Source organism: Streptomyces sp. NPDC051211 (genome assembly GCF_040689505.1).
Classification (GTDB): domain Bacteria; phylum Actinomycetota; class Actinomycetes; order Streptomycetales; family Streptomycetaceae; genus Streptomyces.
Window position 1 is genome coordinate 293,138 of record NZ_JBFBAV010000003.1, and the last position, 10,846, is coordinate 303,983.

General features: G+C 74.3%; 9 protein-coding genes. 2 read left to right on the top strand and 7 right to left on the bottom strand.

Going from position 1 to position 10,846, the window contains the following annotated elements; translation table 11 throughout:
* Nucleotides 1-76 precede the first annotated feature (76 nt).
* Both AB0447_RS06255 and AB0447_RS06260 read left to right on the top strand, forming a co-directional pair.
* On the top strand, nt 77-2,038 hold the full coding sequence (locus AB0447_RS06255; protein WP_366475311.1) for a RiPP maturation radical SAM C-methyltransferase: 1,962 nt from the start codon (nt 77-79) through the stop codon (nt 2,036-2,038).
* On the top strand, nt 2,019-2,699 hold the full coding sequence (locus AB0447_RS06260) for a DUF5825 family protein (RefSeq protein WP_366475312.1): 681 nt from the start codon (nt 2,019-2,021) through the stop codon (nt 2,697-2,699). Before AB0447_RS06255 ends, AB0447_RS06260 begins: the two co-directional genes overlap by 20 nt.
* Here the strand turns inward: AB0447_RS06260 and AB0447_RS06265 are convergent.
* The 7 genes from AB0447_RS06265 to AB0447_RS06295 form a co-directional block, all read right to left on the bottom strand.
* A complete protein-coding gene (locus AB0447_RS06265; protein WP_366475313.1) occupies nt 2,687-4,111 on the bottom strand; it encodes an aldehyde dehydrogenase family protein in 1,425 nt (474 codons plus the stop codon). The two genes, AB0447_RS06260 and AB0447_RS06265, sit on opposite strands and share 13 nt — an antisense overlap.
* A 34-nt stretch (nt 4,112-4,145) precedes the next feature.
* Complete coding sequence (locus AB0447_RS06270) at nt 4,146-5,921, bottom strand: asparagine synthase-related protein (protein WP_366475314.1); 1,776 nt, start codon at nt 5,919-5,921, stop codon at nt 4,146-4,148.
* A gap of 75 nt (nt 5,922-5,996) precedes the next feature.
* Nucleotides 5,997-6,560, bottom strand: coding sequence for a hypothetical protein (locus AB0447_RS06275; RefSeq protein WP_366475315.1), 564 nt, complete (start codon nt 6,558-6,560; stop codon nt 5,997-5,999).
* A 43-nt stretch (nt 6,561-6,603) separates the two neighbouring features.
* Nucleotides 6,604-7,506, bottom strand: a complete 903-nt coding sequence (locus AB0447_RS06280; protein ID WP_366475316.1) for a hypothetical protein — start codon at nt 7,504-7,506, stop codon at nt 6,604-6,606.
* On the bottom strand, nt 7,503-8,606 hold the full coding sequence (locus AB0447_RS06285; RefSeq protein ID WP_366475318.1) for a hypothetical protein: 1,104 nt from the start codon (nt 8,604-8,606) through the stop codon (nt 7,503-7,505). Before AB0447_RS06285 ends, AB0447_RS06280 begins: the two co-directional genes overlap by 4 nt.
* A complete protein-coding gene (locus AB0447_RS06290; protein WP_366475320.1) occupies nt 8,603-9,703 on the bottom strand; it encodes a hypothetical protein in 1,101 nt (366 codons plus the stop codon). Before AB0447_RS06290 ends, AB0447_RS06285 begins: the two co-directional genes overlap by 4 nt.
* Nucleotides 9,700-10,527 (bottom strand): cupin domain-containing protein, encoded by an 828-nt coding sequence (locus AB0447_RS06295; RefSeq protein WP_366475321.1) that lies wholly within the window; start codon nt 10,525-10,527, stop codon nt 9,700-9,702. The genes AB0447_RS06290 and AB0447_RS06295 overlap by 4 nt, the downstream gene beginning before the upstream one ends.
* Nucleotides 10,528-10,846 lie beyond the last annotated feature (319 nt).

Here is a 10,846-nt window from a genome sequence, read left to right on the forward strand (position 1 = left end):
ACGAACCGCATGCCGCCCCCGGGGCCCGACGGCGGGCCCCGGGGGCGGCGTCCACTGCACCTGGAGGTGACAGGCGATGAGGATCCTGCTCGTGAACATGCCGTGGGGGTCGGTCGAGGTGCCCTCGCTCGCGCTGGGAATCCTGCGCACGGCCGCCGAAGCACGCGGCCACGAGGTGCAGGTCCGGCACGCGAACCTGGACTTCGTCGACTGGGTCGCCGCCCGGACCCCGTTCCGCCTCGCCGACTACGACTACTACTCGACCTCCTCGTACTTCCAGGGAGCCGGCGACTGGGTCTTCTCCAGCGCGCTGAACGGCCGCAGCGGGGACGTCGGCGCCTTCTCCGCGTTCCTCGCCGCACACGGCACCGGCGCCGACGAGATCGCCATGACCGCGGCCCTGCACGCGCTCGCACCGGAGTTCGTGACCTGGCTGGCCGCCGAACTCGCCGCCGGGCAACCGGACGTGGTCGGCTTCACCACCACCTTCCAGCAGAACACCGCGAGCCTGGCCGCCGCACGGCTGCTGAAGCAGCTGTCCCCGCGGACCCGGATCGTGTTCGGCGGGGCGAACTGCGACGGCGAGATGGGCGCGGCCCTGCACCGCAGCTTCCCGTTCCTCGACCATGTCGTCCGCGGCGAGGGCGAAGTGGCCTTCCCGGCCCTGCTCGACGCACTGGCCGACGATAGTGGTGGCAGTGACGGCAGTGACGGCAGTGACGGCGACGGTCGTGTCACCGGCGGTGCCGGCCCGGACGCCCTGGCGGCCATCGCCGGCCTGTGCTGGCGCGACGGCTCCGGCGCCTCCCGCGCGAACCCGATGTCCCGCCGCCCGCTGCCCCCGGGCCAGATCCTGGCCCCCGCGTACGAAGGGTTCTTCGAGCGGCTCGACGAGTCCGTGGCGGCCGGGTGGGTACAGCCGAAACTGCTCGTGGAGGGTTCCCGGGGATGCTGGTGGGGCGAGAAGCACCACTGCACCTTCTGCGGGCTCAACGGCTCCTTCATGGAGTTCCGCAGCAAGAGCCCCGACCGCTTCCACGCCGAGCTGACCGGCCTGGCGGAGCGCTACCAGGTCCTGGACTTCGTCGTCGTCGACAACATCCTGGACATGGGCTACTTCGACACCGTGCTGCGCCGCCTGTCCGAGTCCGAACACGACATCCGGCTGCACATCGAGGTGAAGTCCAACCTGAAGCGCCACCAGTTCCAGATGCTCGGCGACGCGGGCGCGGTGATGGTGCAGCCCGGCATCGAAAGCCTCAGCACCAGGGTGCTGAAGCTGATGGACAAGGGCGTGACCGGCTGCCAGAACGTCCGCGCCCTGCGCGACGCGCAGAGCACCGGAGTCAGCGCCTGCTGGAACTACCTGTTCGGATTCCCCGGCGAAACCGCCGCCGACTACGAGTCGGTCATCCGCCAGATCCCGATGCTGCACCACCTGGAGCCGCCCGCGGGCGCGTCCCGGATCGCGATCGAACGGTTCAGCCCGTACTTCGACCGGCGCGAGCTCGGCTTCGCGGACCTGCGTCCGGCCCAGCAGTACGCCGAGATCTACCGGCTGCCGGAGGAGGAACTCACCGGGCTTGCCTACCTGTTCGCGGCTCCCCCGCAGGGCATCGACGACACGCTGGCCGGCCGGCTGGCCGAGGCGATCGAGACCTGGCGGGCGGAGTACCCGGCCGGCCGGCTCACCTACCAGGACCTGGACGCGCGGATCGTGCTGGTCAACCGCCGGCCGGCCTACGACTGGACTGTCCTCGAACTGACCTCGCCCGCGGAGATCGCCCTGTTCCGGCTGCTCGACCAGCCCCGGTCCCTGGCCACGCTGACCGCGCGGACGGGCGGCGACCCGGAGTCCGTACGGTCCGTACTGGATCTCTGGATGCGGCAGGGGCTGGTGTTCCACGAGGACGGCACCTACCTCCAGGTGGCCGTCGAAGCCGCCAACCAGGTGCTGTTCCGGGTGGAGCACCGGCACGAACACCCCGGCCACGAAGACCTGAACGAGGAGGAGCGCCATGCTCTCGCAGTCGGCTGACCCGCAGACCGTGCAGACCGTGCAGGCCGGGGTGGGAGCGGTCACCGTGGAGGCCTGGCGCGACTACGACCCGGCCGCCCGGGCCCTGCCCGGGATGGCCCTCGGCCGGCACGAGCTGTCGGGTGCGGCGCAGGCCGGTGCCGAGCGGCTCCAGGCCGCCGGCGCCCGCTGGGTCCGCCTCCCCCGGCCGGTCGGCCTGTGCGGTGACGCCGACCGGGAGTCCGCTCGGTCACTGCTGCTGATCCGGGAACTGACCGGCCGCGGCATCGCCGTGGACTGGGTGGCCCGCTGCGGAGACGGCTGCGCCGGGGAGGGCGTACTCGCCCACCTCCATCCCCCGTCGCGGATCGAGGGGGCGCCCGAGCAGACCCTGCGGGGCTGGCGCGCAGCGTACTTCCCCGGCAAGTGCGTGTACCGGCGCGGGCCCGGGTTCGTCGAGGTCAGGGACCGCCGGTTCGGGTCCCTGGAGCTGTTCACCATCGACGAACCCCCCTTCCTCGACGCCATCGCCGCGCTGCGGGAGGGAACGGCCGTCGCCACCGTGCCGCCGGAGGTGCGCAGCGAACTGGCCGAAGCCCGCCTGGTCGCCGAGCACGCGGGACTGCTGTGGTGGCTGCCGATGCGGATGTACCGCTGGCCGTTCGGCTCCTACGCGCTCTGAATCCCGCGCCGGGGAGCCGCCAGACGTACGGTCACCGTCTTCGGCCGCTGGTACTCGTGCAGCGCCAGGATGCTCAGGTCGGTGCCGTGGCCGGATGATCCCCGTCCGCCGTGCGGGAGTTCCGCCGTCTGTACGAGGTGACAGTTGAGCCATGCCTCGCCGGCGTCCAGCCGGGCCACCAGGTCGAGGCCGGCGTACAGGTCGGTGGTCCACACGCTCGCGGCGAGGGCCTGCGGGACGCTGTTCGCCAGGGCCAGGGCCGCCTCCGCGCTGTCCGCCTGCTGGACGGTGAGGAGGGGCCCGAAGACCTCCTCGGTGACGGCCGGGTCGTCGTCCGGGAGGTCCGCCAGCAGCCGGGCCGGGCGCCAGTGGCCGTGCTCCTCGCCCGCCTCCGGGGCGATGGCCGCGGCGTGGTTCCGTTTGGCCGCGGAGGAGGCGACGAGCCGGTCGTAGCGGGCCAGCTGGTCGGGGTTGTTCAGGGGCCCGAAATCGCGGCCGGCGAGCCGGGAGCCCAGCGCCGCAGTCAGCCCGGCGACGGCGGCCTCGTAGTTCTCCGGGAGGGTGATGACCCGGGCCGGGGCCGCGCAGCTCTGGCCCGCGTTGTACGTGGCCGCCTCCGCGAGGGCGGCGAAGGTGTCGGCGGGGGCGTCCGGGAGGACGATCGCCGGGGCGTTGCCGCCCAGTTCCAGGCTGACGCGGCGGGTCCCGGCCCGCGCCGCCACGTCCGCGCCCGCCCTTCCGCTGCCCGTGAACGCGAGCATGTCCACGGGGGATGCGACCAGGAGGCGGCCGGTTTCCCGGTCTCCCGGGAGGGACCGAAGCACGCCCGCGCCCAGGGTGCGTGCCGCGTGCTCCGCGAGGAGCTCCAGGGAGTCGGGGGTGGTCTCGGCCGGTTTCGCCACCACCGTGTTGCCGGCCGCCAGGGCCGGTGCGCAGCGCCAGGCCGCCATCAGCAGCGGGTAGTTCCAGGGGACGATCACCCCGACCACGCCGACCGGTTCCCAGCGCACCCAGCTCTCGTGGCCCGCCACCAGATGGCCGGCGGCGGGGGTGGTCCCGGTCCGCGCCGCGGTGGCGTAGAACCGGAACAGGTCCGCGACCTGCTCGATCTCGCCCGCAGTCTCGGCGGCGGGCTTGCCGGTGCCGGCCCGCTCGCGGGCCGCGTACTCCGCCGCGTGCTCCTCGACGAGGCCGGCGAGGCGGTCCAGGCGGCGGGCCCGGTCCTTGGGGGTCAGGGCGCGCCAGCCGGGGAGGGCGGCGCGGGCGTCCGCGACGGCGGCGGCCACCTGGGGGGCGCGCGAGCGGGGAGCCGTACCGCGGGACCGTCCGGTCCTGGGGTCGGCGAGTTCGGTGGGTTCGGCGAGTTCGGTGGGTTCGATGGGTTCGGTGGGTTCGCCGGCTTCGCTGGTCATGGCTGCCTTCTGCACGTCGGTGTCCTCGGGTCCCTCATATCTCGTACGACCTCAGCCAGAGCTCCAGCGTGAGCACCAGCCAGAGCTTGCCGCCCTGGCGGGGCAGCAGCGTGCCCTCGCCCTTCAGCCAGGTGCGGATGGTCTCCGGACGGAACAGGCCCCGCTGACGGGACTGCCGGCCGAGGAGGAGTTCATGGCCGAGTTCCCGGAGCGGGCCGGTCAGCCACTGCTGGACGGGCACCCTCATACCGCTCTTGGGCCGGTCGACGACCGTGTCCGGGAGGAGGTCGCGTACGGCCTCCTTCAGGTTCCACTTCTCGGCCGTGCCGCGGAGTTTGTAGCCGGGCGGGGTCGCGAAGGCGTGGTCGACGACCGACCGGTCGAAGAGCGGGGCGCGGCCCTCCACTCCCTGGGAGGCGGTCAGCCGTTCCACCTTCGTCAGGATGTGGTGCGCTCCCTTGGTCCGCAGGTTGCAGTGGAGCAGCTGGTTGAGGAGGTGGCCCATGCGATACGGGCTGCCGGCCTCCGGCATCAGGTAGGGCTCGACGTGGCGCTGGGGGCGGGGGGCGTCCCGCAGGGCGTCGAGCGCGGGCGCCGTCAGCAGCACCGGCAGGTCCGTCCAGCACTTGCGGTACGAGCGCAGGTAGGCGGTGGCCCGGTCCTCGTCCCAGGGCGCGCCCGGCGTCCGGTGCATCTCCTGCACCAGCATCGGCAGGTTCTTGGGCCCGCCGAAGACCGGGTCCCCGCCCTCCCCGTTGAGGACCACGGAGGCGCCGTCCGCGGCCACGGCCTCGGCGAGGATCAGGTTCGGCACGGTCAGCGGATCGCCCACCGGGCTGTCCAGCAGTGCGGCCGCCTCGGCGAGCCGGGAGGCGACGGTCTCGCCGGAGACGTTCAGGATGCGGTGGCGGGTGTGGCAGTGGGAGGCGACGAGTCCCGAGTAGCCCAGCTCGTTCGGCAGGTCGTCGCCGAAGCTGATGGAGTACGTGTGGACCGGGTGGGTGTGGAGTTTCGCCGCCAGGGCCGTGACGAGGGAGCTGTCGATGCCGCCGGAGAGGAGGACCGCCGCGGGCTCCGCGGCCGGGAGCCTGGCCGCCGTCGCCTGCTCCAACAGGGCCCGCAGGGCCAGGACATGGCCGGACGGGTCCTCGGGCGCGGGCTCCCCGAGACGTTCCCGGGGCTCCCAGTGGACGGTTTCGGTGACCGTGCCGTCCCGGCCCAGCCGCAGGACCCGGCCGGGCAGGACCTCCCGGACTCCGGTCAGCAGCGTCTCCTCGCCCGGCAGGTAGGCGAAGGTGAGGAAGGAGCGGACGGCCGACAGGTTCATGGTCGGGCCGAGCGCCGGCCAGCGGCGCAGGGCGCGCAGCGAGGTGGAGGCGGCCCAGGCGCCGTCGGTCCGCGCGTAGAAGAGGGTGCGGGCGCCCACGTGGTCGCGGATCAGGACCAGGTCGGTGCCGTCGAGCACGGCCAGCACGAACATGCCCTCGGCGAGCGCCACCCCCTCGTCGCCGAGCAACGCCCAGCACTGGAGGAGCAGTTCGCCGTCGGAGCAGTAGGGTGGCGGCGGCGCGGCCCGGGCCGCGAGGGCGGAGAGCAGCACCGGGCGGTTGTGGAGGGTGACCTCGCCGACCGCCGTCCGGCCGTACGCCGTGAACGGGCCCGTGGCGCGGCCGGGTTCGCCGGGGATGAGGCCGAGCTCGGCGCCCGGTACGTCCACGGGGACGTGGCCGGGTCCGGCGGCGCCCATCGCTTCGAGGTGGGCGCGGGCCTGCCCGGTGGTGGCGGCCAGGCAGGCGCACAGGCGTGCCACGGGCGGCTCCTTTCCTTCGTGTTTCCGTACTGCTGTGCACTTCCTGCTGCGTGGTGCTTCACCCTGTTCGCCGGCTCAGCCGAAGTCGTCGTCGCTCCAGGCGTCCTGGTCGCCGTCCCAGCCCGCTTCCCAGGTGTCGTCGTCGGAGCTGCCGTCGGATCCGCCGTCGTCGCCGGCCCCGCCGCTCCCGCCACCGTCGCCGCCGGAGGACGAGGAGGTCTGGCTCTGTGCCTGCTGCTGGCGCAGAGCCTCTTCCTCCTCCGGGCTCATGCTGAGCGGCGGCAGCTGGGCGGCCGTGATCGCGAGGGTGGCCACGCCCAGGCCGGCGAGCAGCACGCCCACCCGGCCGCCGAAGGAGCTCCGGTTGACCATGACGGTCTCGCCGCGCGCCCACAGGGTGCGGCCGTAGCCGATGTCCCGGGCGTAGGTGACGGTGCCGTCGGCGAGGGTGCGTTTGATGATGCGGCCGCCGAGGAGTTCGTCGGTGCCGGAGGCGCCCCGGTTGTCGTGCCAGTGCACCAGGTGGGGGCTGCCGGGGGCGCGGCGGCGCCATTCCTCGCGGCCGCCTTCGTACCTGCGGTGGACGGTGCCGTCGGCGAGCAGTTCGTCCGCATAGCCGATCTCTTGGGGCCGGATCATCGTGTGCGTTCCTCATGTCTGGTGGAGGGATCCCCGGGAGGGGTCACGCGGCGGGCCAGGTCATGAAGCCGGTGCCGCGCAGGCCGCGCAGCCCGGACCACAGGGAGTCGCGGGGCGGCCGGGCCCCGCGGAGCAGGCGCAGCACCGTACGCACCAACCTGGCCGGCGGGACGGCGTCGAGCTGCACGAACCTGCCCCGCTCGAGCCAGGCGACCTCCTGCGGCCGCAACGCGCCCGGCCAGGCGGCGCGTTCGGCCGCGGCGGGTGCCGGGCGGCGGCCGGAGGGCAGGCGCAGGGCGGCCGCCTGCCGGGGTACCAGGCCCAGCGAGGTGACCCGTACCCCGGGGACGGCACCGAGGGCGGCCCGGACCCGTGCCGGGAGTACGACCCCCTGGGGGCTGGCATCGTGCAGGACGTACACGGTGGCGCCGCCCGCGCGTTCCAGGGCGGCGAGGAGCCGCGGATCCAGGGGCACGGCGTCGGATGCCGCGAGGACGGGGCAAGCGGCCTCCAGGTGGACGTGGTTGGCGAGCAGCATCCCGGCGAGGGAGCGGTCCTGGCAGAGCAGCAGCCGGGGCAGGCCGTAGTCGTAAAGGTCCGGCTCGGACGGGTGCTTCCGCGTGCTGTCGGCCGGCGCCGGTGGGGGCGGGAGCAGGCCGGGTACGGTTTCCCGGCCGCGCGCGTCCAGGGCGCGGGTGAACACGGGCAGGCGCAGCGGCGGGGCCGGGGTGCCGGGGATCCGGCCGAGGAGCGCGGGGGCGGGCCGCAGCACGCGGCAGGTCTCGTAGTAGAGCTGCCGTTCGGTGAAGCGGAGGCCGCCGGGGTCGGCGGCGCGCGCGGCGGCCCGGGTGATGGCCGGGTCGAGCAGCCGGGCGGCTAGGCCGGAACCGGCGGCGGGTCCGGGGCGTCGGGGCCGGCGGAGCGGCCGGAGGATTCGCGGGCTCATCCGGAGGGGGTGCCTTTCGTACGGGACGTGCCGCCGGCCGGCGCCTCCGTCGGGGTCGGCCAGGTCAGGAAGCCGTCGGCGCTGCCGGAGCCGGCGGGCGCGGCGGCCAGGGCCTGGTGCACGGCCGCGGTGACGACGGACTCGAGGAGCGGCGGGGGTACGGCGGCGAGGGGGCTCCAGAAGCCCTCGACCAGCCAGGCGGCGTCCTCCTCGGGCAGATCCGCCACCGCGCGCAGTTCCGCGGCGTCGACGGCCGGTGGAGGCGAGAAGCGGTGGACGGCTTTGCGTCCGCTCCGGACCGCAGCGACCGGAAGGCCCGCGTCCACCACGGTCCGGTGGGGGTGGGCGAGGCGCAGGAGCGGGGCGAGCAGCACTCCCAGGGCGCTCGCGTCGTGCAGGACGACGACCGGGAGCCGGCCGGGGACGTCCACGAGGGCGTCGTGGGCGTCCCCCGGTTCCGCCTCCACCAGCACCGCCCGGAGGCGCTCGGGAATGCCGTTGGCCCGGAGGAACACCGCGACCGCGTGGTCGGTGCACAGGATGACGGCCCGGGGGCGGGCCGGCTGCGGCCCCGTGGGCCCGGGGGCGCGCCCCGCGTCGTCGACCACGCCTTTGGGCAGCCCCTCGTACGCCGTCCTCCAGGGGCCGGTCATCAGCTGCCGGAAGGCTTCCTCCCGGGGGCTGATCACCGAGCCGGCCCGCAGTCCGGGCCGGTGGTTCATGGAGGAGGCCACGACGAGTGCGGCGACCGCGGCGATTCCGCTCAGTGCGGCGAGGAAGCCGTCGGCGAGCCCGGCGCAGAGGAACAGGCCGAGGCAGACCGGCACGGCGACCAGCCAGCGCAGGCCCGGCCGAATCCCGCTCGGCGCGCCCGGACCCCAGGCGGAGCTGTATGTCCGGGACAGGTACCAGAGCTGGGTGACGGTCACCTTGAGGCGGCCGCCGTCGGTGGCGCGCGCCACGCACCGCAGGATCCGCAGGTCGTTCATGCCCCGGCCGTGGACCTTCGGGTCCAGGGCGAACCGCCGGCGGCAGTGCGCGCACACTTGGCCCGTCCGCTCCTTGCCCGTCAGCGAGGCGGAGCAGTGCGGGCAGATCACCGGCCACCTGCCGGGCCCGGGCCGACCGGGCCCGGGCCGACCGGGCCCGGCCAGGTCATGAAGCCGAGGTCCGCGGCGCGCCGCCGGTCGGCGTCGGTGCTGCGGGTGACCTGTTCGGCGAGCCGGGTGACCACGGTGAGCAGCCGGAACGGAGGGACGCCGACGAGCGGGAACCGCCAGCCCTGCTGAAGCCACTTCAGCTCCTCGGGCGTGTACGCGCCGAGGGCGGAGAGCCGGCGCATGGTCTCCGCGTCGGGTTTCCGTCGCGGGTCGCGGTAGGGGACGGCCTGCGGCAGCCCGCGGACCGTGCGCAGCGCCAGTCCGGCGTCGACGACCGTACGGCCGGGCTGGGCGTCGCGGAGCTGCCGTACGAGCAGTTCGCCGCCCGCGTCGGCGTCGTGGAGCACGAGGAGCGGTCCGCGCGAGGGCAGGGCGAGGGCGTCCTTCGGGCCCTGGGCGAGGGTGATGCCGTAGCGGTCGGGCAGGCCGTCGGCGGCGAGGAAGGAGGCGATGGAGGGGTCGGGGCAGACGAGGACGACGGTGTCCCCGACGGCTTCGGCAGCTTCGGCGGCTCCGGCGGCTCCGGCCGTTGGCCGGCCGGGCCACGGGTGGCGGCTGTCGTCGACCACGCCGGGCGGCAGGCCGCCGTACACCCGCCGCCATTCGGCGAGGGCCTCGGAGCGGAAGGCGCCACGGGTCATGGGCGGGATGCCCTTGCCCGCGCCGGCCAGCCGGGCGATGAGGATGCCGGGCGCGGTGAGGAGCAGGCCGGCGGAGACGACGGCGAGGAAGGGGAGTTCGGCGGCGGCGGAGATGAAGCCGGTGATCAGGGCCACGGCGAGGGCCGGGACCACGCAGCCGGCCGCGAACTCGCCGTCCTTGAACTGTTTGCGGGACAGCGCGTACCACAACTGGCCCGGGGTGACCTGGATCCGTCCCTCGTCGGTCAGCTTGGCGGTGATCCGGCGTACCCGGAGGTCGTTGAGGCGCAGGGGGTTGGTCTTGGGGTCCAGCGCGTAGCGGCGCCCGCAGTGGGTGCAGCGGTTGCCGGTGCGCTCCTTGCGGAGCAGGTTGCGCTCGCAGTGGGGGCAGATCACCGGCGCACCTCCAGTGCGGTCGCGACCCGGCGCAGCCGTGCGGCCAGCCGCTCCCGAACGGTGGTGGGGGCGATGCCGTGGACCCGCTGGGTGCGTTCGATGTCGCGCAGGGCGGCGGCGAGGGCGCGGTAGTCGGTGACGGCGGCGGTCGCGGTCGCGGCCAGGGCGGTCCGGCCGGCGCCCGGGGCGGGGATTCCGGCGGCCGGGACTCCGGCGACCGGCCCGGCAAGCGGGACTCCGGCGGCTGGCCCGGCAGTCGAGGCGAAACCGGTCGAGTCGGCCCTGCGCTCGGCTTCGGCCGCGGTGATCGCGTAGTCCTCGTGGTCGATCCCGTACCCGGTGTTGGCGGCGAGGATGGTGAGCGGGCCGGTGCCCCGGTTGGCGAAGGAGTGCGGCATCATCTCCGGGATGCGGATCAGCATCCCGGGCGTGAGCGGGACTTCGGTCACCCGGCCGCGGTCCGCGTCGTAGAGTCCGCAGGCGGCGTGGCCGAGGCTGAGGACGAAGTGCTCGCCGCCGTGCGCGTGCGGGGTGAAGGCGCTGCGCGGGCCCACGACCCCGAGTTTGACGGTGGCGTTGGAGGGCCGCTCCGGCGCGGTGGCCGCATCGCCCACCAGGTAGCGGGCGAACTGCCCGTCGTCGATGAACCGCAGGAACTCCCGCTCCGGCCCGAGCTCCCGGCTCCCTCCCCGGTCGGCCATCACGATGCCCCCGTCCGGCCTCAGGTGGTACAGCTCCACCCCGCCAGGAAGACCGCGCCCCACGCGGTCCGGTACGTCTGCCATGCCTTCGGCCGGCCGGTCGTCGTACGGTACTGCGGCCATCGCGCCTCCCCCTGACACCGCTGTGCGCGGCGCGCGCATCGCAAGCGCATGGTAAGGCGCCGGCCGGAAACAAGGGGAGTGCTCGGGACAACACTCGACCAAGCCCCGGCTGAACGGCGGGCGTTCGCGTCGACCCGCTGCCCCCGGGCGGAGCCCTGCGCCATGATGGACGGCGTGACGGGCAGGCAGCCGATGATGACGGTCGGAGTCATACGGGCAGCGCGAACGCCGGGGTCACCGGCGAGCGTCCAGTACGCCTGAGGTCGGTACGCACTGAAGTCGGTACGCCTGAGGTCAGTACGGTCGGGGCGACATCACC

Coding starts and splice junctions, on each gene's coding strand:
- AB0447_RS06265 (WP_366475313.1), bottom strand. CDS start 4,111: ATGACCAGCGAAGCCGGCGAACCCACCGAACCCATCGAACCCACCGAA.
- AB0447_RS06280 (WP_366475316.1), bottom strand. CDS start 7,506: ATGAGCCCGCGAATCCTCCGGCCGCTCCGCCGGCCCCGACGCCCCGGA.
- AB0447_RS06275 (WP_366475315.1), bottom strand. CDS start 6,560: ATGATCCGGCCCCAAGAGATCGGCTATGCGGACGAACTGCTCGCCGAC.
- AB0447_RS06295 (WP_366475321.1), bottom strand. CDS start 10,527: ATGGCCGCAGTACCGTACGACGACCGGCCGGCCGAAGGCATGGCAGAC.
- AB0447_RS06255 (WP_366475311.1), top strand. CDS start 77: ATGAGGATCCTGCTCGTGAACATGCCGTGGGGGTCGGTCGAGGTGCCC.
- AB0447_RS06260 (WP_366475312.1), top strand. CDS start 2,019: ATGCTCTCGCAGTCGGCTGACCCGCAGACCGTGCAGACCGTGCAGGCC.